Raw genomic sequence first — 19,607 nt, 5'->3', positions numbered from 1 at the left:
CCCGCAGGGTGTGGCATCTGATGGCAGTGCTCGCGGCCAGCGCCTGGCTGGCCGGTTGTGCGACGGCACCGTCGGGCGGATCGGGGGAGATCCGCACGGCTTCCGACCAGACCGAGGCCCAGCGGCGGGCCCAGATCCGCCTGGAACTGGCCACCGCCTACTTCACGCAGGGGCAGGTGACGACCGCGCTGGACGAGGTCAAGCTGGCGCTGCAGGCCGATCCCTCCATGCCCCAGGCCTACAACCTGCGCGGGTTGATCTACGCCAGCATGAATGAAGACCAGCTGGCCGAGGACAGCTTCCGCCGCGCGCTGCAGCTCAACGCGCGCGATGCGGACGTGATGCACAACTATGGCTGGTTCCTCTGCCAGCGCCGGCGCTACGCCGAAGCCCATGCCCAGTTCGATGCGGCGATCGGGATCCCGCAGTACCGGGATGCGCCGCGCACCCTGCTGGCCAAGGGGGTCTGCCAGGTGCGCGGCGGCGACCTGGCCGAGGCCGAGAAGACGCTGATGCGCGCCTACGAGCTGGACCCGTCCAGCCCCGCGATCGCGGTGAACCTGGCCCACGTGCTGTATCGCCGCGGCGAGCTGGAGCGTGCACGCTTCTACGTGCGCCGTGTCAACAACGTGCCCGAGTACGTGAACGCGGAAACGCTGTGGCTGGCCGCGCGCATCGAGCACAAGATGGGCAACACCGGCGGCGCGCTGGATTTCGGCAACCAGCTGCGCCAGCGCTTCCCGAACTCCCGCGAAGCGGCCGCTTTCGAGCGGAGGAACTTCAATGACTGAGGCGGACCGCAGCACGGCGGCACCCGGCGCGCCGGCACAGTCGGCCGGCGAGATGCTCAAGGCGGCGCGCCTGGCGCAGGGGGTGCACATCGCCGCGCTGGCCGCCTCGATCAAGGTCAGCGTCAAGAAGCTCGAGGCGCTCGAGGCCGACCAGTTCGACCAGCTGCCCGATCCCACGTTCGCGCGGGCGCTGGCGCAGACCGTCTGCCGTTTCCTCAAGGTCGATCCTGCGCCCATCCTGGCGCGGCTGCCCGAACCCGGCACGCCGTCGCGGCTGGAGCACGTCGCGCGCGGGCTCAACCAGCCGTTCCGCGATGGCTCGTCGCACGCCGGCGACGGCGTGGTCCTGTCGGCGCTGTCGCGCCCGGCGGTGTGGGTGCCGCTGCTGCTGATCGTCGCCGCCGTCGTGCTGTGGCTGCTGCCGCCCGGGATGCTGACGCTGCCGGGCAACTGGTCGCGCGACGACGTCGCCGCACCTGCCGCGGGGAACGGCACGGTCACCAGCACCGTGCCGGTGATGCCGCCGACCGACGCGCCCGCGTCCGAGACCGTGCATTCCGCACCGCTGGTCGTCGACCCGCCACCGCAGCCGTCGCCAGGTGCGGCCCCGGCCGCGCCGTCGGCGCCTGCTGCCCAGCCGGTGCCGGCCGCTCCCCCGGCGGCCGCGCCGCAGGCGGCCGAGGCGCCGGTGGTGGTGCGCACCACGGCCGAGAGCTGGATGGAGGTGCGCGATGCCAACGGCCGCGTGCTGCTGTCGCGCTTGGTGGCGCCCGGCGAGACGCTCACCTTCGGTGGCAGCTTTCCGCTGCGCATGCGGGTCGGCAATGCGGGCGCGACCGAGGTCGTCGTGCGGGGCCAGCCGTTCGACATGACCCCGTTCGTGCGCGACAACGTGGCCCGTTTCGAGGTCAAGTAACCGCGGCGCGAGCGTCCGCGGCCTTCCGTCATGCAGCAGTTCTCCTCCGATTCCGACTCCTTCACCCCGGCCGCGCGGCCCGCGCCGCGGCGCTCGCGCCAGGCCAGCGTGCGCTGGGGCAGCCGCGTCGTGACCGTCGGCGGGGACGCGCCGGTGCGGGTGCAGTCGATGACCAACACCGACACGGCCGACGTCATCGAGACCGCGGTGCAGGTCAAGGAACTGGCGCGCGCCGGCTCGGAGATGGTGCGCATCACGGTCAACACGCCCGAGGCGGCGCAGGCGGTGCCCGCGATCCGCGAGCAGCTCGACCGCATGGGCGTGGACGTGCCGCTGATCGGCGACTTCCACTACAACGGCCACCTGCTGCTGACGCAGTACCCGGCCTGCGCCGAGGCGTTGTCCAAGTACCGCATCAACCCCGGCAACGTCGGCAAGGGCGACAAGCGCGACCGCCAGTTCGCGCAGATGATCGAGGTCGCGCTGCGCCACGACAAGCCGGTGCGCATCGGCGTCAACTGGGGCAGCCTGGACCAGGAGCTGCTCGCCGCGCTGATGGACGAGAACGCGCGCCGCGCCACGCCGTGGGACGCGCAGCAGGTGATGTACCAGGCGCTGATCACCTCGGCGATCGAGTCGGCGCGGCGCGCCGAGGCGCTGGGCATGCGCGGCGAGCAGATCGTGCTGTCGTGCAAGGTCAGCGGCGTGCAGGACCTGATCTCCGTCTACCGCGGGCTGGCCGCGCGCTGCGACTACCCCCTGCACCTGGGCCTGACCGAGGCGGGCATGGGTGCGAAGGGCACGGTGGCCTCGGCCGCGGCGCTGGCCATCCTGCTGCAGGAAGGCATCGGCGACACGATCCGCGTCTCGCTCACCCCCCAGCCCGGCGAGCCGCGCACCCAGGAGGTGGTGGTCGCGATGGAGATCCTGCAGGCGCTGGGCCTGCGCACCTTCGTGCCCAGCGTGACCGCCTGTCCCGGCTGCGGTCGCACCACCAGCACGGTGTTCCAGGACCTGGCCAAGCAGATCGACGACTACCTGCGCGCGCAGATGCCGGTCTGGAAGAGCCGCTACCCCGGCGTCGAGACGCTCAAGGTCGCCGTGATGGGCTGCATCGTCAACGGTCCGGGCGAGAGCAAGCACGCCGACATCGGCATCAGCCTGCCCGGCACGGGCGAGACGCCGGCCGCGCCGGTGTTCATCGACGGGCAGAAGGCGATGACGCTGCGCGGCGAGGGCATTGCGCAGGAATTCCAGAAGATCGTCGAGGACTACATCGAACGGCGTTTCGGTGCGGCCCCGGCGACGCATTGAGCGAGGCGGCAACGCCGACGGGGCAGGGGCGGGCGCTCCTGCGACGACGGGGCCGGCGGCCCCACCAGACAGACACGACAGAACGACAACATGGCAGAACAGCTCCGGGCCGTCAAAGGCATGAACGACATCCTGCCGCCGGAATCGGCGCGCTGGGAGTGGTTCGAGGACAAGGTGCGCGCACTGATGGCGCGCTATGGCTACGCGAACATGCGCACGCCGATCGTCGAGCCGACGCCGCTGTTCGTGCGCGGCCTGGGCGAGGTGACCGACATCGTCGAGAAGGAGATGTACTCCTTCGAGGACTCGATGAACGGCGACAAGCTCACGCTGCGTCCCGAGAACACGGCCGGCATCGTGCGCGCCGTCACCGAGCACTCGATGCTCTATGACGGCGGCAAGCGCATCTACTACATCGGCCCGATGTTCCGCCACGAGCGCCCGCAGCGCGGCCGCTACCGCCAGTTCCACCAGGTCGGCGCCGAGGCGCTGGGTTACGCCGGCCCGGACGTCGACGCCGAGCTGATCCTGATGTGCCGCGCGCTGTGGCGCGACATCGGCCTGCACGACGTGCGCCTGGAGCTCAACAGCCTGGGCCAGCCCGACGAGCGCAAGGCCCACCGCGAGGCGCTGATCGCCTACTTCGAGCAGCACCGCGACCAGCTCGACGTCGATGCCCAGCGGCGCCTGTACAGCAACCCGCTGCGCATCCTCGACACCAAGAACCCGGCGATGCAGGCCCTGGTCGAGGGCGCGCCCAAGCTGATGGACTACCTCGGCGAGGCGTCGCTCGCGCACTTCAACGCGGTGCGCGCGATCCTGGATGCCAACGGGCTGGAGTACCGCATCAACCCGCGCCTGGTGCGCGGCATGGACTACTACAACCTGACGGTGTTCGAGTGGGTCACCGACCGGCTCGGCTCCCAGGGCACGGTCTGCGGCGGCGGCCGCTACGACTACCTGATCGAGCAGATCGGCGGCAAGCCGGCCCCCGCCGTGGGTTGGGCGCTGGGCGTGGAGCGCGTGCTGGAGCTGCTCAAGGAGCTGGGCAGCATCCCGCCGGCACCGGCGCCGGTGGCCTACGCCGTCGTGCCGAGCGCGACGGTGCTCGGCAACGCGATGGTCACGATCGAGGCGCTGCGCGCGGCGGGCGTCTCGGTGCTGATGCACGCGGCCGGCAAGGACGGTCCCGGCAGCATGAAGAGCCAGTTCAAGCGCGCCGACGCCAGTGGCGCCCGCTACGCGCTGATCTTCGGCGAGGACGAAGTCTCGCAAGGGCAGGTCGCGGTCAAGCCGCTGCGCGATGCCTCGGCCGCCCAGACCCTGCGCCCGCTGGCGCAGGCCGGCGAGTGGGCGCGCGAACTCCTCAACGCATAATCGCAGTTTCGGCCGCCGCGTGCGGCCCGTTCCATTTCCTGCAACGCCCGCTATGGCTACCCAACTCGACCTCCAAGAACAAGAGCAGCTTGAGAACATCAAGCATTTCTGGAAGCAGTACGGCAACCTGATCACCTGGGTGGTCATCCTCGTGCTGGGCGCGTTCGCCGCCTGGAACGGCTGGAACTGGTGGCAGCGCGACCAGGCCTACAAGGCCAGCGCGCTGTACGACGAGGTCGAGAAGGCTGCGCAGGCAGGCAACGCCGAGCAGGCGCAGCGTGCCTTCGACGACCTGAAGGACCGCCATCCGCGCACCGTCTACGCCAGCCAGGCCGCCTTGCTTGCTGCCAAGGCCCTGCACGACCAGGGCAAGGCCGACGCGGCCCGCGCCGCGCTGGCCTGGGTGATCGACAAGGGCAGCGAGGCGCCGTACCGTGCCATCGCGCGCCTGCGCCTGGCCGGGCTGTTGCTTGACGCGAAGGCCTACGACGAGGCGCTCAAGCAGCTCGACGCCGACCTGCCCGGCGAGTTCGCCGCCCTGGCGGCCGACCGCCGCGGCGACATCCTGCTGGCGCAGGGCAAGAAGGCCGAGGCGCGCGCCGAATACGAGAAGGCCTACCGGGCCATGCCGGAGTCGGCGGGCTACCGCTCGCTGGTCGAGGCCAAGCTGACCGCGCTGGGCGCCGCCCCTGCACCTGCCGCGGAGGTGGTCCGGTGAGGTCGGCCGTGGTGCGCAGGGCGCGTGCGGGTGCCCGGACGACGTGTGCCGGCGTGCTGGCATTGGCCGCGTTGCTGGCTGGTTGCTCCAGCGGGCCGGAGAAACCCAAGCCCACGCCGCTGGCCCAGCCGGCGCCCGCGGCCGTGCGGGTCGAGACCGCCTGGACCCAGCGCATCGGCGCCGTGCGGCTGCCGCTGCGCGTGGCCGTGGCGGGCGAGACGGTGGCCGTGGCGGCCAGCGACGGCAGCGTCGCGCTGCTCGAGGCCGCGTCCGGCCGGGCGCTGTGGCGCGCCCAGGTCGACGGCGGCATCGCCGCGGGGGTGGGCAGCGACGGCCGCTGGGTGGCGGTGGTCACGCCCGGCAACGAGCTGGTGGTGCTGGAGCAGGGCAAGGCGCTGTGGCGGCAGCGCGTCGACGCGCGCGTCGTCACCGCGCCGCTGGTGGCCGGCGAGCGGGTGTTCGTCTACGGCGCGGACCGCTCGGTGCACGCCTATGACGCGCAGACCGGCGGCAAGCTGTGGACGCAGCGCCGCCCGGGCGATCCGCTGACGCTGTCGCAGCCCGGGGTGCTGCTGGCGGTGCGCAACACGCTGGTGGTGGGCCAGGGGCCCCGGCTGGCCGGGCTGGACCCGCTGCGCGGCAACGTGCGCTGGGAAGTCGCGGTGGCCTCGCCGCGCGGCACCAACGAGGTCGAGCGCCTGGCCGACCTGGTCGGCCCGGCCGCGCGCCAGGGCGACACCGTCTGCGTGCGCGCGTTCCAGTCTGCGCTCGGCTGCATCGACGCGCTGCGCGGGGCGCTGCTGTGGAGCAAGACCAGCCGTGGCAGCGTGGGGCTGGCCGCGGACGAGCAACGGGTCTACGGCGTCGATGCCACCGACCGCGTCACCGCCTACCGCAGCAGCGACGGCGACGTGGCGTGGGAGGCCGAGCAGTTCCGCTTCCGCGGCCTGACCGCGCCGCAGGCCCTCGGCGGCCGGGTGGTGGTGGGCGATGCCGAAGGCTACGTGCACGTGCTGTCGGCCGAGGATGGCACGCCCCTGGCGCGCCTGGCCACCGACGGCTCGGCCGTGGTCGCGACGCCCGTGGCCGCGGGCGGCCTGGTCATCGTCGTGACGGCGTCCGGCAGCGTCCACGCCGTGCGCATGCCCTGAAGCGAGAGCGAGGCGATCGCCCATGAAACCCGTCATTGCGCTGGTCGGACGGCCCAACGTCGGCAAGTCGACGCTGTTCAACCGGATGACGAAGTCGCGCGACGCCATCGTCGCCGACTTCGCCGGCCTGACCCGCGACCGCCACTATGGCGACGGCCGCCTGGGGGACCGCGAGTTCATCGTCGTCGACACCGGCGGCTTCGAGCCGGATTCCTCCACCGGCATCGTCCGGGAGATGGCCAAGCAGACCCGCCAGGCCGTGGCCGAGGCCGACGTGGTGATCTTCGTCGTCGATGCCCGCGCCGGCCTGTCGGCGCAGGACCATGACATCGCGCGCTACCTGCGCACCACCAGCAAGCGCGTGCTGCTGGCCGTGAACAAGGCCGAGGGCATGCGCGACGCACCCCAGATCGCCGAGTTCCACGAACTGGGCATGGGCGAGCCCATCCCGGTGTCCGCCGCCCACGGCCAGGGCGTGCGCAGCCTGCTCGAGGTGGCGCTGGAGCCGTTCGTCTTCGAGGAAGACGAGGAGGACGAGGAACAGCGGGAGGCCCGTGCCCAGGTCATCCGGTTGGCGGTGGCCGGCCGGCCCAACGTCGGCAAGTCCACGCTGATCAACACCTGGCTCGGCGAGGAGCGCCTGGTCGCGTTCGACATGCCGGGCACCACCCGGGATGCGATCTCGGTGCCGTTCGAGCGCGGCGGCCGCCGCTTCGAGCTGATCGACACCGCGGGGCTGCGCCGCAAGGGCAGGGTGTTCGAGGCGATCGAGAAGTTCTCGGTGGTCAAGACGCTGCAGGCGATCGCCGAGTCCAACGTGGTCGTGCTGCTGCTGGACGCGACCCAGGGGGTGACCGACCAGGACGCCCACATCGCCGGTTACATCCTCGACAGCGGTCGCGCCGTGGTGGTGGCGGTCAACAAGTGGGACGCGGTCGACGACTACCAGCGCATGATGCTGCAGCGCTCGATCGACCAGCGCCTGGCCTTCCTGAAGTTCGCGCCCATCGTGCACATCTCGGCGCTCAAGCGCCAGGGGCTCGGGCCGCTGTGGAAGGCGATCGAGGAGGCGCACGCCTCGGCCTTCAAGAAGATGCCCACGCCGGTGCTGACGCGCCTGCTGCACGAGGCGGTGCAGTTCCAGGCGCCCAAGCGCGCCGGCATGTTCCGGCCCAAGCTGCGTTACGCGCACCAGGGCGGGATGAACCCGCCGGTGATCGTGATCCACGGCAATTCGCTGGAGCACGTCACGGATGCCTACAAGCGCTTCCTGGAAGGGCGGTTCCGGGAGCATTTCAAGCTGGTCGGCACGCCCTTGCGCATCGAGATGCGTTCCTCGCGCAACCCCTACTCGGACAAGGATTCCTGACTTTTTCCCGGCCCCGGGGGGGCTGTGTTAACGTGCAGGTTCCAAAACTTTCAACACGGAGCATATCGTGAGCAACAAAGGGCAGCTTCTACAAGACCCCTTTCTGAACCTGCTGCGCAAGGAACATGTGCCGGTCTCGATCTATCTGGTCAACGGCATCAAGCTGCAGGGCCACATCGAGTCGTTTGATCAGTATGTGGTGCTCTTGCGCAATACCGTGACCCAGATGGTCTACAAACATGCCATCTCCACGGTCGTTCCCGGCCGCGCGGTGAATTTCCACCCCGGCGAATCGAACGATTCCAACTGACACCGACGTGCACGAGGGTCCGCGCCCGGGCCCTCCCGAGCCCTGGCAGCGGCAAAGACATTGATTCCCTCCGACCGCGAGAACCTTCCCCGTACCGTGCTGGTGGGCGTGGACCTCGGCCCGGGCTCGCCCTTCGATCCCACCCTGGATGAACTCGCGTTGCTGGCCGAATCGGCCGGCGACCTTCCCGTGGCCCGGCTGACCACCCGGCGCCGGACTCCCGATGCCGCCCTGTTCGTCGGTGAGGGCAAGGCCGACGAGATCAAGGCCCTGGTGGCCGAGCACGGCGCGGCGTCCGTGCTGTTCGACCAGGCGCTGTCGCCCGCGCAGCAGCGCAACCTCGAGCGCCACCTCGGCGTGCCGGTCGCCGACCGCACGATGCTGATCCTGGAGATCTTCGCGCAGCGCGCCAAGAGCCACGAGGGCAAGCTGCAGGTCGAGCTGGCGCGCCTGCAATACCTGTCCACGCGCCTGGTGCGCCGCTGGACCCACCTGGAGCGCCAGCGCGGCGGCGTCGGCCACCGCGGCGGCCCGGGCGAAACCCAGATCGAGCTGGACCGCCGCATGATCGGCCAGCGCATCAAGGCGCTGAAGGCGCAGCTCGAGAAGGTCAAGCGCCAGCGCCATACGCAGCGGCGCTCGCGCACGCGCAACAATACCTACAACGTCTCGCTGGTGGGCTACACCAACGCCGGCAAGTCCACGCTGTTCAACGCGCTGGTCAAGGCGCGCGCCTATGCCGCCGACCAGCTGTTCGCGACGCTGGACACGACCACCCGCCAGCTGTACCTCGCCGAGGCCGACCGTTCGGTGTCGCTGTCGGACACGGTCGGCTTCATCCGCGACCTGCCCCATACCCTGGTCGAAGCCTTCCAGGCCACCCTGCAGGAGGCGGCCGACGCGGACCTGCTGCTGCACGTCGTCGATGCTGCCAGCCCCACCTGGCGCGAGCACGTGCAGGAAGTGCAGCGGGTGCTGCACGAAATCGGTGCCGCCGACGTGCCGCAGGTGCTGGTCTTCAACAAGGTGGACGCGCTGGAAGCCGACCAGCGTCCGCGCCAGGGCGTCGACGCGTTCGAGATCGCCCCGGGGCGTTCCGTGCCGCGCGTCTTCATCAGTGCGGCGCAAGGGGAGGGAATGGACGCATTGCGCCATATCATTGCGCAGGCTGCGATGGGGACGCTGGCGGCGGACATGCCGCAGGCCGATGCCGCCCTGCCCGAGGCCGGCACCGATGCCGGCGCGGGCACCGCAGGCGAGCTCCATGACACCAAGCATCAACCCGTTTCGATTGCACGAGCATGATCACAAGTAACTCTCACGCGCCCCGTACGCCCGCAGGAAGCGGCTTCCCCGGACGGCTCTCGGCGGTCGCTGCCGCCTTCGCGAAGGCCGTGGGGGCTACGGCATACCGGGGCGTCCAGCGCCTGTTCAACCTCAACGACAACCGCTGGGGGCGTGGTCTCGAGCCGCAGGGCAACGAGCCCGCGCGCAGCCAGGGCTCCGGGGGCGGCGGCCGCAACGAAGGTCCGCCCGACCTGGACGAACTGTGGCGCGACTTCAACCGCAAGCTGTCCGGCCTGTTCGGCGGCCGCGGCGGCGGCTCGCGTCCGGGCGGCAGCGGTGACGGTGGCGGCGGGGGCTCGTTCCAGCCCGACATGAAGGGCGCCGGCCTGGGGGCCGGCCTCATCGTCGGCGTGGCGGTGCTGATCTGGCTGGGCAGCGGCTTCTTCATCGTGCAGGAAGGCCACCAGGCGGTGGTGCTGTCGTTCGGCAAGTACAGCTACACGGCCGAAGCCGGCTTCAAGTGGCGCCTGCCGTACCCGTTCCAGTCGCACGAGGTGGTGCCCGTGACGCAGCTGCGCTCGGTCGACATCGGCTCTTCCTCGGTGGTGCCGCAGACGGGGCTGCGTGACTCGTCGATGCTGACCCAGGACGAGAACATCGTCGACATCCGCTTCACGGTCCAGTACCGCCTGAAGGACGTCAAGCAGTACGTGTTCGAGAACCGCCGCCCCGACGACGCGGTGGTGCAGGCAGCCGAATCCGCGGTGCGCGAGATCGTCGGGCGCAGCCTGATGGACTCGGTGCTCTACGAGCAGCGCGACGTGATCGCCGCCGACCTGGCCGCCTCGATCCAGGCCCAGCTCGACCGGCTCAACGCCGGCATCCTGATCTCCAACGTCAACGTGCAGAGCGTGCAGCCGCCCGAGCAGGTGCAGGCCGCGTTCGACGACGCGTTCCGCGCCACGGCCGACCGCGAGCGTGCCAAGAACGAGGCGCAGGCCTACGCCAACGAGGTGATCCCTCGTGCCCAGGGCACGGCCTCGCGGCTGCGCGAGGAGGCCGAGGGCTACCGCGCGCGCGTGATCGCGCAGGCCGAGGGTGATGCCGACCGCTTCCGCAGCGTGCTGGCCGAATACGAGAAGGCACCGGCGGTGACGCGCGACCGCCTCTACCTCGAGACGATGCAGCAGATCTACGCCAACGCGACCAAGGTGCTGATCGATACCCGCAACAACGCCAACCTGCTGTACCTGCCGCTGGACAAGCTGCTGCAGCAGTCCGGCGGGGCTGGCACGGGCGGGACGGCCGCCCCGGCCACCACGACGCCGTCCGCGGGAGTGGGAGAAGGCGCGCCGCTGTCGTCGGGTTCGGACATCCGTTCGCGCGACAACCAACGCAGCCGCGAGCGCGAGACCCGCTGACGTGACCGACAACAAGACCTGATACAAAAGGCTCCCATGAACCGCATCGGACTCATCATCTCGACCCTCCTGCTGCTCGTGGTCATCGCGAGCTCGACGCTGTTCGTCGTCGACCAGCGCCAGGCCGCCGTGGTCTACGCGCTCGGCGAGATCAAGGAGGTCATCGTCGAACCCGGCCTGAAGGTGAAGATGCCCCCGCCGTTCCAGAACGTGGTGTTCCTGGACCGTCGCATCCAGACCCTGGACAGCCCGCAGACCAGCCCGATCTTCACCGCCGAGAAGAAGAGCCTGGTGATCGACTGGCTGGTGAAGTGGCGCATCGTCGATCCGCGCCAGTTCATCCGCAACAACGGCGTGGACATGCGCAACGCCGAGATCCGTCTGGCGCCGATCGTGCAGGCCGCCTTCAACGAGGAAGTCACCAAGCGCACCGTGCGCGAGGTGCTGGCCACGCAGCGCGAGCAGGTGATGCAGGGCGTGCGCGCGCGCCTGGCCGACGACGCCAAGAGCTTCGGCATCGAGATCGTCGACGTGCGCACCAAGCGGGTCGACTTCCACACCAACATCACCGAGTCGGTCTACCGCCGCATGGAGTCGGAGCGCAAGCGCGTGGCCGCCGAGCTGCGTTCGACCGGCGCCGCCGAGGGCGAACAGATCCGCGCCGACGCCGACAAGCAGCGCGACATGATCATCGCCCAGGCCTACCGCGAGGCGCAGAAGATCAAGGGCGAGGGCGATGCCAAGGCGGCCGCCATCTATGCCGCGGCGTTCGGGCGCGACCCGCAGTTCGCGCAGTTCTACCGCAGCCTGGAGGCGTACCGCCAGAGCTTCCGCAACCGTTCGGACATCTTGGTGCTCGACCCCGACTCGAACGAGTTCTTCCGCGCGATGCGCGGGGGCGCGCTGCCGACGCGCAAGTGATGCCGTGCGTCGATGAGCGAGGTGATCTGGACGGCGCTGGCGCTGGTGTTCGTGCTGGAAGGGCTGCTGCCCTTCGCGAGCCCGGCCGCCTGGCGCCGCGTCTTTGAACAGGCCCTGCGCCTGACCGACGGCCAGCTGCGCTTCCTGGGGCTGGCCAGCCTGCTCAGCGGCCTGGCCCTGCTGTGGCTGTTCGGCCCCTGAGGGGCCGCCGCGCGTCACGTTGCCAGCGTGAGGCATCGGCCCGATCCCGGGCCGCCGGTACAATCACGCTTTTAATCCCCGGTGGTTTTTATGTCGTCTGCTTGGCTGCTGCCCGAGCACATCGCCGATGTCTTGCCCTCCGAGGCGCGTCGGATCGAGGAACTGCGTCGGACCCTGCTCGATGCGGCAAGAGGCTATGGGTACGAGCTCGTGATGCCTCCGCTGCTCGAGTACCTGGAATCCCTGCTGTCGGGCACCGGGCGCGAGCTGGGCCTGCGCACCTTCAAGCTGGTCGACCAGCTGAGCGGCCGCACGCTGGGCGTGCGGGCCGACACCACCACCCAGGTGGCGCGCATCGACGCGCACCTGCTCAACCGCCAGGGGGTCACCCGCCTGTGCTACTGCGGCCCGGTGCTGCACACCCGCCCCTCGGGCCTGCATGCCACGCGCGAACCGCTGCAGTTCGGCGCCGAGATCTACGGCCATGCCGGCCTGGAAGCCGACCTGGAAGTGCAGGAACTCGCCCTCGAAGGGCTGCAGCGCGTGGGCATTTCCCAGCTGACGCTGGACATGGCCGACGCCCGCATCGTGCGCGGCCTGCTGGCGGGCGTGCCGGTGGACGCCTTGGTGCTGGACGAGGTCTATGCCAGCCTGGCGGCCAAGGACGCGCCGGGCCTGGAGGAACTGACCCGAGACTTCCCGGCCGAAAGCCGCGGCGGCCTGCTTGCCTTGACGCGCCTGTACGGCGGCCTAGAGGTGCTGGACGAGGCGGCCCGGGTGCTGCCGCAGCGCCCGCTGATCCGCTCGGCGCTCGCCGACCTGCGCTGGCTGGCCGAGCACCTGCAGGCGACCCACCCGGACGTCACCATCGGTTTCGACCTTGCGGACCTGAGCGGCTATGCCTACTACAGCGGCACCCGCTTCGCGATCTACGCCGCTGGCGGCGCCGATTCGCTGGTACGCGGCGGCCGCTACGACGAGGTGGGCGCGGTGTTCGGCCGCAACCGTCCGGCGGTGGGCTTCAGCACCGACCTGAAGGAGCTGGCGCGCTGGTCGCGCGTCAACGGCGTGCGTGCGGCGATCCGCGCCCCGTGGGGCGAGGATGCCGCGCTGCGGCAGATGATCCGCCGCCTGCGCGAGCAGGGCGAGACCGTCGTGTGCGTGCTGCCCGGGCACGAGCACGAGGTGCAGGAATTCGATTGCGACCGCGAGCTGGCTCGGGTCGATGGTCAGTGGGTCGTGAAGGTGCTGTGACGCCTTCGGTTCCGGCCACGAGACGGCCCCGGCATTTCCAGACTGTTTGAGTTTTCCAGGGACATTTCCATGACGCAGCAAAACCGTGGGCGCAACGTCGTCGTGATCGGCACCCAGTGGGGTGACGAAGGCAAGGGCAAGGTGGTGGACTGGCTGACCGACCATGCCGCCGGCGTGGTGCGCTTCCAGGGGGGACACAACGCCGGCCACACCCTGGTCATCAAGGGCAAGAAGACGGCCCTGCAGCTGATCCCTTCCGGCGTGATGCGCGATGGCGTGGCCTGCTACATCGGCAACGGTGTGGTGGTCGACCCGACCCACCTGCTCGGCGAGATCGAGCGCCTCGAGGCCGCCGGCGTCGAGGTGCGCTCGCGCCTGTTCATCAGCGAGTCCTGCCCGCTGATCCTGCCGTTCCACGTCGAGGTCGACCGCGCGCGCGAGGCGCTGCGCGAATCGAGCGGCGCCGGCAAGATCGGCACCACCGGCAAGGGCATCGGCCCGGCCTACGAGGACAAGGTCGCGCGCCGCGCGCTGCGGGTGCAGGACCTCAAGCACCCGGACCGCTTCGCGAAGAAGCTGCGCGAGCTGCTGGAGTTCCACAACTTCGTGCTGCAGGGCTACCTGAAGGGCACGCCGCTGGAATTCCAGCCCATCTTCGACCATGCGATGAAGGTGGCCGAGCAGCTGCGGCCCATGCTGGCCGACGTGGGCGTGCGCATCGAGCAGACCAACCGCGAGGGCGGCAACGTGCTGTTCGAGGGTGCGCAGGGCACGCTGCTGGACGTGGACCACGGCACCTATCCGTTCGTCACGTCGAGCAACTGCGTGGCCGGCAACGCCGCGGCCGGCTCCGGCGTGGGCCCGGACAAGCTGCACTACATCCTCGGCATCACCAAGGCCTACACCACGCGCGTGGGCAGCGGCCCGTTCCCGACCGAGCTGGACATCCACCAGCCCGGCACCGTGGGCCACCACCTGTCCACCGTCGGCCAAGAGCGTGGCACCGTCACCGGCCGCGCGCGTCGCTGCGGCTGGCTGGATGCGGCCGCGCTCAAGCGCTCGATCCTGATCAACGGCGTCTCGGGCCTGTGCATCACCAAGCTGGACGTGCTCGACGGCCTGGAGGAAATCAAGGTCTGCGTCGGCTACGAGCTCGACGGCCAGCGACTGGACATCCTGCCGCTGGACGCCGACGAGATCGAGGCCTGCAAGCCCGTCTACGAGACCTTCCCGGGCTGGAAGGAAAGCACCGCCGGCCTGACGCAGTGGGACCAGCTGCCGGTCAACGCGCGCAAGTACCTCGAGCGCGTGCAGGAGTGCATCGGTGCGCCGATCGACATGGTGTCCACCGGACCCGACCGGGAGCACACCATCCTGTTGCGCCATCCGTACAAAGCCTGATCGAGCATCGAACGCGACCCGACGAACATCACGGCAGGCCCGCCGAGATCAAGGAATCCCCATGCTGACCGACGACGGCAAACATCTCTACGTTTCCTGGGACGAGTACCACATGCTGATCGAGCGCCTGGCGCTCAAGGTGCACAACTCGGGCTGGCAGTTCGACCAGATCCTGTGCCTGGCGCGCGGCGGCATGCGCCCGGGCGACGTGTTGTCCCGCGTGTTCGACAAGCCCCTGGCGATCATGTCGACCAGCTCCTACCGTGCCGAGGCGGGCACGATCCAGGGGCGGCTGGACATGGCCAAGTACATCACCATGCCCAAGGGCGAGCTGGCCGGGCGCGTGCTGCTGGTCGACGACCTGGCCGACTCGGGCGTGACGCTGCGCGCGGTGGTCGAGCGCCTGCGCGGCATGCCCGCGATCACGGAGCTGCGCTCGGCGGTGATCTGGGTCAAGGGCGTCTCGAGCTACACCCCCGACTACTACGTCGAGATGCTGCCGACCAGCCCCTGGATCCACCAGCCGTTCGAGGAGTACGACACGCTGCGTCCGGAAGGGCTGGCGAAGAAGTTCGAAGTCTGAACCCGACCGGCAGGCGGGTTCGGTCCGCGGCGGGCGAGGGGGCACCCCGCCGGCGCGCAGCGGATGCAGGGCGCGACGCCCCGGTCCTGCGCGGCGCTCAAGCCCTAGCCCTGGGGTGCCGGGTTGCCCCGGCCGTCAACCGGGCGGCCGGAGTGCCACCAGCCCTGCCGCAGCGCGCGGCGTGGCCTTCTCATGCCCGTGCCTGCCGCAGGGAAAGAAAAAGGCCCCGCATCCTGCGATGCGAGGCCTTGTGTCTGGTGCCCAGGAGAGGACTCGAACCTCCACGGAGTTACCCGCTAGTACCTGAAACTAGTGCGTCTACCAATTCCGCCACCTGGGCCGGGTTCCGCGCGATTCGAAACCGTGGGGTTTCGTCGTCGCTGCAGAAGGCGCGATTCTATATCGTTTGTCGCAGCGCTGTCTCGCCGTCATGCTCGCGGATCGCGCAAGCGTGCAGGTCGGCTGCACAAACCGGCGCCAATGCCGTCACAATGTACCTTGAGGCTGTCGCGCAAGGCGCGGCAGCAGTCACAGACACTAGCGATTGCATGAAACGACACACGACAAAGAAAAAGCCCCGCATCTTGCGATGCGAGGCCTTGTGTCTGGTGCCCAGGAGAGGACTCGAACCTCCACGGAGTTACCCGCTAGTACCTGAAACTAGTGCGTCTACCAATTCCGCCACCTGGGCTTTGTTCTGATCGATTCGAAGCTGGTATTGTTTTGCTTCGGCGTCGAACAGAGAAGGAGATTCTATCATCAAGAATTCGAAAGTTGCAAGCACCCCATCCGGCCCTTCGCTGATGAGCGAAGTCGAAGGGGTGGTCCAGGGACACCGTGACGGCCACGGCTTCCTGATCCGGGACGACGGCGAGGCCGACGTCTACCTTTCGCCGCAGGAGATGCGTGCGGTGCTGCACCGCGACCGCGTGCGCGTGCGCATCATCCGCTACGACCGCAAGGGCCGCCCCGAAGGGCGCATCCTGGAGATCCTCGAGCGCCGCAAGACGCCCATCATCGGGCGACTGCTGCACGAGAACGGCGTGTGGGTCGTCGCGCCGGAGGACAAGCGTTACGGGCAGGACATCCTGATCCCGAAGAACGCGACCGCCAAGGCGCAGGCCGGGCAGGTGGTTGCGGTGGAGCTGACCGAGCCGCCTTCGCTGTATTCGCAGCCGGTCGGCCGCGTGACCGAGGTGCTGGGCGAGATCGACGACCCCGGCATGGAGATCGAGATCGCGGTGCGCAAGTACGAGGTGCCGCACCAGTTCTCGCCCGAGGCGCTGGCCGAGGCGGCCAAGCTGCCCGACGCGATCCGCGCCGCGGACCGCAAGCACCGCATCGACCTGACGGACGTGCCGCTGGTGACGATCGACGGCGAGGACGCGCGCGACTTCGATGACGCCGTCTACTGCGAGCCGGCGCGCGTCGGCCGCGGCAAGGGCTGGCGGCTGGTGGTGGCGATCGCCGACGTCAGCCACTACGTGAAGCCCGGCGAGCCGCTGGACCTGGACGCGTACGAGCGGGCGACCTCGGTGTACTTCCCGCGCCGGGTCATCCCGATGCTGCCCGAGAAGCTGTCCAACGGGCTGTGCTCGCTGAACCCGGACGAGGACCGGCTGGCGATGGTGTGCGACATGCTCGTCAATGCCAAGGGCGAGATCCACGCCTACCAGTTCTTCCCGGCGGTGATCCGCTCGCATGCGCGGCTGACCTACACCGAGGTGGCGGCCATCCTGGCCAACACGCGCGGGCCCGAGGCGATGCGCCGCAAGGACCTGGTACCGCACCTGCTGAACCTGCACGAGGTGTACCGCGCGTTGCTGCGCCAGCGCGCCGAGCGCGGCGCGGTGGACTTCGAGACCACCGAAACGCAGATCGTCTGCGACGAGAACGGGCGCATCGAGAAGATCGTGCCGCGCGTGCGCACCGAGGCGCACCGGCTGATCGAGGAGGCCATGCTTGCAGCCAACGTCTGCTCGGCCGACTTCATCTCGCGCGCCAACCATCCGGCGCTGTACCGCGTGCACGAAGGCCCGACGCCGGAGAAGCGCACCATCCTGCAGAACTACCTGCGGGCGCTGGGCATCGGCATGGGCCTGAGCGACGATCCCAAGCCCGGCGAGTTCCAGGCGCTGGCGCAGGCCACCAAGGACCGCCCGGACGCGGCGCAGATCCACATGATGCTGCTGCGCTCGATGCAGCAGGCCATCTACACGCCGGTCAACAGCGGCCATTTCGGCCTGGCCTACGAGGCCTACACCCACTTCACCAGCCCGATCCGTCGCTACCCGGACCTGCTGGTGCACCGCGTGATCAAGGCCTTGCTGCTCGGCCGGCGCTACCAGCTGATCGGCGTGGCGCAGGAGGAGCCGGCCCGGCGCGGCGGCCGCGGCAAGGCGGTGGCGGCCAACGAGCTGGCCCAGTGGGAGGCGGCTGGCATCCACTGCAGCGCCTGCGAGCGCCGCGCCGACGAAGCCTCGCGCGACGTCGAGGCCTGGCTCAAGTGCCGCTACATGCGCGAGCACCTGGGCGAGGAGTACGGGGGCACGGTCAGCGCGGTCACGCCGTTCGGGCTGTTCGTGCAGCTCGACGACCTGTACGTCGAAGGGCTGGTGCACATCACCGAGCTCGGCAGCGAGTACTTCCGCTTTGACGAGGTGCGCCAGGAGCTGCGGGGCGAGCGCACCGGGGTGCGCTACGCCGTGGGCGCGCGCGTGCGGGTGCAGGTCAGCCGTGTCGACCTCGACGGTCGCAAGATCGACTTCCGCCTGGTGCGTGACACGCTGGACGAGCGGCTGGCCGCGCGCGCGAAGCGCGAGAAGGCAGGCAGCAAGGTCGAGCAGCTCAAGGGCGTGCAGGAGGCCGACCGCCAGGTGCGCGCGCGCAGCCGCACGACCGCGCGCAAGACGGCCGGGGCCCGTCCCGCCGGGGCCGCGGCCAAGACGGGCCGCAGCGCCGCCAAGAAGTCGCGCCCGCGTCGCGGCTGAACCCCGCGCAGCTTCAGGGCGCGTCGCCGGCCAGCAGGCCGATCAGGCGGCTGGCCGTCAGCGGTCCCGGGCGTGCGTGCGCGGCCACCCAGGCATCGGCCGCCGCCCCGTGGGTGTGCACGGCCAGGCGTGCCGCGGGCAGCGCCTCCAGGCCCTGCGACCACAGTCCGGCGAGCCAGCCGGCGAGCACGTCGCCGGTGCCGGCGGTCGCCAGCGCCGCGTTGCCGCTCAGGTTGATCCAGGGGGCTTCGCCGGCGGCGGCGATCACGCTGCCCGAGCCCTTGAGCACCACGACGCAGCGATAGCGCTCGCTCAGGGCGCGTGCCGCACCCAGCCGGTCCCGCTGCACCGCTTGCGCGCCGTCCAGCGCGAGCAGCCGGGCGGCTTCGAGCGGGTGGGGCGTCAGCACCGTCGGTGCACCGCGCCGGCCACGGGCTTCCAGCAACGACTGCAGCATGGGGTCGGCGGCGATCGCGTTGAGTGCATCGGCATCGAGCACCAGCCGGCCGGCGCTGCCCAGCGCCTTGGGCAGCACTGCGCGCACCGCCGTGCCGCCGCCGCAACCGCAGGTCACGGTCAGCGTGCTCCAGTCGAGCGCCGCGGCATGGTCCGCGTCGCGCAGCATCAGCTCCGGCGCCTGCGGGTCGAGCGCCAGCGGCGCCTCGCCCAGTGGCGAGACGAACACCCGGCCCGCGCCGGCGGCGATCGCCGCGCGCCCGGCCAGCAGCGCTGCGCCGGTCATCCCGGTGGCGCCGCCCAGCACCAGCACGTCGCCGAAGCTGCCCTTGTGCTGCGCATGGCGGCGTGCGGGCGGGGCGTCCTCGCGGGCGCACAGCCAGGCGTCGGGCGCCGCGTCATCGTGCACGTCCAGGTCGTCGAACCACACCTGCCCGGCGCAGTCGCGTCCCGAAGCGGTGAACAGGCCCGGCTTGAGCGTCAGCAGCGACAGGGTGTGGTGGCCATGCACGGCCCGCTCCGTGCCGCCGGGCAGCTGGCCGGTGTCGGCCGCCAGCCCGGTCGGCAGGTCCACGCACAGCACGGTGCCGGGCCATTGGCGCAGCCCGGCCACGGCCTGCGCGAGCACGCCTTCGGGCGCGCGGCTGCTGCCCAGGCCGAGCAGCGCGTCGATGGCCAGGTCGCCGGGGCGCGCGTCCGCCGGCGGCAGCGGGTCGGGGCCGACCGGCACGCCGGCCTCCTGCGCGCGCTGCAGCGAGGCGCGCGCATCCGCCGGCAGGCGGGCCGGGTCGCCGAGCAGGCTGACCTGCACGGGACGGCCGGCGCGCCGCAGGTGCATCGCGGCTTCCAGGCCGTCACCGCCGTTGTTGCCGGGGCCGCAGGCCACCCAGATCCGGCGCGCGTGCGGCGCCAGCGCCAGCGCGAGCTGCGCGACCGCGGCGCCGGCGCGCTGCATCAGCGTGTGTGCGGGCAGGGCCTGCTGGGCCTGTTGTTCGATGCGGCGGGATGCCGCCGTGCCGTGCAACGGCCAGGCAGAGGCGGCGGCCGGGGTGACGCGGCGCACCGGCCGTGGTGTCGGGGCAGGGGGGCGTGACATGGGGCCCAACGATAGCGCGCGGGCCCCGCGCTTCCAAGCCGGGCGCGGCGC

General features: G+C 70.5%; 17 protein-coding genes and 2 tRNA genes. 16 read left to right on the top strand and 3 right to left on the bottom strand.

Features of this window, described 5'->3' with window-relative positions; translation table 11 throughout:
• The first annotated feature begins 20 nt into the window (after positions 1-20).
• From pilW to IS481_RS09880, 15 genes are all read left to right on the top strand, one after another.
• Entirely contained in the window at positions 21-791 is a 771-nt protein-coding gene (gene pilW / locus IS481_RS09950; protein WP_232529221.1) for a type IV pilus biogenesis/stability protein PilW, read from the top strand.
• The gene (locus tag IS481_RS18525) at positions 784-1,707 is read left to right on the top strand and encodes a helix-turn-helix domain-containing protein (protein ID WP_104358970.1); all 924 of its coding nucleotides are present in this window, start codon (positions 784-786) and stop codon (positions 1,705-1,707) included. The genes pilW and IS481_RS18525 overlap by 8 nt, the downstream gene beginning before the upstream one ends.
• 30 nt (positions 1,708-1,737) lie before the next feature.
• Positions 1,738-3,021 (top strand): flavodoxin-dependent (E)-4-hydroxy-3-methylbut-2-enyl-diphosphate synthase, encoded by a 1,284-nt coding sequence (gene ispG / locus IS481_RS09940; RefSeq protein WP_104358969.1) that lies wholly within the window; start codon positions 1,738-1,740, stop codon positions 3,019-3,021.
• A 90-nt stretch (positions 3,022-3,111) separates the two neighbouring features.
• Complete coding sequence (hisS, locus tag IS481_RS09935) at positions 3,112-4,398, top strand: histidine--tRNA ligase (protein ID WP_104358968.1); 1,287 nt, start codon at positions 3,112-3,114, stop codon at positions 4,396-4,398.
• A 52-nt stretch (positions 4,399-4,450) separates the two neighbouring features.
• Complete coding sequence (locus IS481_RS09930) at positions 4,451-5,116, top strand: YfgM family protein (RefSeq protein WP_104358967.1); 666 nt, start codon at positions 4,451-4,453, stop codon at positions 5,114-5,116.
• A 53-nt stretch (positions 5,117-5,169) separates the two neighbouring features.
• The gene (bamB, locus tag IS481_RS09925; RefSeq protein WP_232529220.1) at positions 5,170-6,267 is read left to right on the top strand and encodes an outer membrane protein assembly factor BamB; all 1,098 of its coding nucleotides are present in this window, start codon (positions 5,170-5,172) and stop codon (positions 6,265-6,267) included.
• Positions 6,268-6,289: 22 nt separating this feature from the next.
• Positions 6,290-7,636, top strand: a complete 1,347-nt coding sequence (gene der / locus IS481_RS09920; protein ID WP_104358966.1) for a ribosome biogenesis GTPase Der — start codon at positions 6,290-6,292, stop codon at positions 7,634-7,636.
• A gap of 67 nt (positions 7,637-7,703) precedes the next feature.
• Positions 7,704-7,946 (top strand): RNA chaperone Hfq, encoded by a 243-nt coding sequence (gene hfq / locus IS481_RS09915; protein WP_104358965.1) that lies wholly within the window; start codon positions 7,704-7,706, stop codon positions 7,944-7,946.
• Between the two features lie 60 nt (positions 7,947-8,006).
• Complete coding sequence (hflX, locus tag IS481_RS09910) at positions 8,007-9,251, top strand: GTPase HflX (protein ID WP_104358964.1); 1,245 nt, start codon at positions 8,007-8,009, stop codon at positions 9,249-9,251.
• An 89-nt stretch (positions 9,252-9,340) separates the two neighbouring features.
• The gene (hflK, locus tag IS481_RS09905) at positions 9,341-10,654 is read left to right on the top strand and encodes an FtsH protease activity modulator HflK (protein ID WP_232529218.1); all 1,314 of its coding nucleotides are present in this window, start codon (positions 9,341-9,343) and stop codon (positions 10,652-10,654) included.
• A gap of 36 nt (positions 10,655-10,690) precedes the next feature.
• A complete protein-coding gene (hflC, locus tag IS481_RS09900; RefSeq protein ID WP_104358962.1) occupies positions 10,691-11,575 on the top strand; it encodes a protease modulator HflC in 885 nt (294 codons plus the stop codon).
• 12 nt (positions 11,576-11,587) lie between these two features.
• Complete coding sequence (locus IS481_RS09895) at positions 11,588-11,776, top strand: DUF2065 domain-containing protein (protein WP_104358961.1); 189 nt, start codon at positions 11,588-11,590, stop codon at positions 11,774-11,776.
• A gap of 90 nt (positions 11,777-11,866) precedes the next feature.
• On the top strand, positions 11,867-13,030 hold the full coding sequence (locus tag IS481_RS09890) for an ATP phosphoribosyltransferase regulatory subunit (RefSeq protein ID WP_104358960.1): 1,164 nt from the start codon (positions 11,867-11,869) through the stop codon (positions 13,028-13,030).
• A gap of 69 nt (positions 13,031-13,099) precedes the next feature.
• A complete protein-coding gene (locus tag IS481_RS09885; RefSeq protein WP_104358959.1) occupies positions 13,100-14,431 on the top strand; it encodes an adenylosuccinate synthase in 1,332 nt (443 codons plus the stop codon).
• 61 nt (positions 14,432-14,492) lie between these two features.
• On the top strand, positions 14,493-15,014 hold the full coding sequence (locus IS481_RS09880; protein ID WP_104358958.1) for a phosphoribosyltransferase: 522 nt from the start codon (positions 14,493-14,495) through the stop codon (positions 15,012-15,014).
• Between the two features lie 255 nt (positions 15,015-15,269).
• Here IS481_RS09880 and IS481_RS09875 read toward each other — a convergent pair.
• Positions 15,270-15,354 (bottom strand) — tRNA-Leu (locus tag IS481_RS09875).
• A 266-nt stretch (positions 15,355-15,620) separates the two neighbouring features.
• A tRNA-Leu gene (locus IS481_RS09870) sits at positions 15,621-15,705 on the bottom strand.
• 112 nt (positions 15,706-15,817) lie between these two features.
• Between IS481_RS09870 and rnr the strand changes: the two genes are divergently transcribed.
• Positions 15,818-18,004 (top strand): ribonuclease R, encoded by a 2,187-nt coding sequence (rnr, locus tag IS481_RS09865; RefSeq protein WP_104358417.1) that lies wholly within the window; start codon positions 15,818-15,820, stop codon positions 18,002-18,004.
• A gap of 13 nt (positions 18,005-18,017) precedes the next feature.
• Here rnr and IS481_RS09860 read toward each other — a convergent pair whose 3' ends face one another.
• Positions 18,018-19,556, bottom strand: a complete 1,539-nt coding sequence (locus IS481_RS09860) for an NAD(P)H-hydrate dehydratase (protein ID WP_194963290.1) — start codon at positions 19,554-19,556, stop codon at positions 18,018-18,020.
• Positions 19,557-19,607 lie beyond the last annotated feature (51 nt).

The organism is Caldimonas thermodepolymerans, assembly GCF_015476235.1.
GTDB classification, from domain to species: Bacteria; Pseudomonadota; Gammaproteobacteria; order Burkholderiales; family Burkholderiaceae_C; genus Caldimonas; species Caldimonas thermodepolymerans.
Note: the sequence above shows the minus strand (reverse complement) of the source record. Positions and strands in the feature narration are given on the sequence as shown.

Excerpts from the sequence above, each read along its gene's own strand:
- IS481_RS09895 (WP_104358961.1), top strand. The coding sequence starts at position 11,588 with ATGAGCGAGGTGATCTGGACGGCGCTGGCGCTGGTGTTCGTGCTGGAA.
- IS481_RS09880 (WP_104358958.1), top strand. The coding sequence starts at position 14,493 with ATGCTGACCGACGACGGCAAACATCTCTACGTTTCCTGGGACGAGTAC.
- IS481_RS09930 (WP_104358967.1), top strand. The coding sequence starts at position 4,451 with ATGGCTACCCAACTCGACCTCCAAGAACAAGAGCAGCTTGAGAACATC.
- IS481_RS09890 (WP_104358960.1), top strand. The coding sequence starts at position 11,867 with ATGTCGTCTGCTTGGCTGCTGCCCGAGCACATCGCCGATGTCTTGCCC.
- ispG (WP_104358969.1), top strand. The coding sequence starts at position 1,738 with ATGCAGCAGTTCTCCTCCGATTCCGACTCCTTCACCCCGGCCGCGCGG.
- IS481_RS09885 (WP_104358959.1), top strand. The coding sequence starts at position 13,100 with ATGACGCAGCAAAACCGTGGGCGCAACGTCGTCGTGATCGGCACCCAG.
- der (WP_104358966.1), top strand. The coding sequence starts at position 6,290 with ATGAAACCCGTCATTGCGCTGGTCGGACGGCCCAACGTCGGCAAGTCG.
- hflC (WP_104358962.1), top strand. The coding sequence starts at position 10,691 with ATGAACCGCATCGGACTCATCATCTCGACCCTCCTGCTGCTCGTGGTC.
- hisS (WP_104358968.1), top strand. The coding sequence starts at position 3,112 with ATGGCAGAACAGCTCCGGGCCGTCAAAGGCATGAACGACATCCTGCCG.
- IS481_RS09860 (WP_194963290.1), bottom strand. The coding sequence starts at position 19,556 with ATGTCACGCCCCCCTGCCCCGACACCACGGCCGGTGCGCCGCGTCACC.
- IS481_RS18525 (WP_104358970.1), top strand. The coding sequence starts at position 784 with ATGACTGAGGCGGACCGCAGCACGGCGGCACCCGGCGCGCCGGCACAG.
- rnr (WP_104358417.1), top strand. The coding sequence starts at position 15,818 with ATGAGCGAAGTCGAAGGGGTGGTCCAGGGACACCGTGACGGCCACGGC.
- pilW (WP_232529221.1), top strand. The coding sequence starts at position 21 with ATGGCAGTGCTCGCGGCCAGCGCCTGGCTGGCCGGTTGTGCGACGGCA.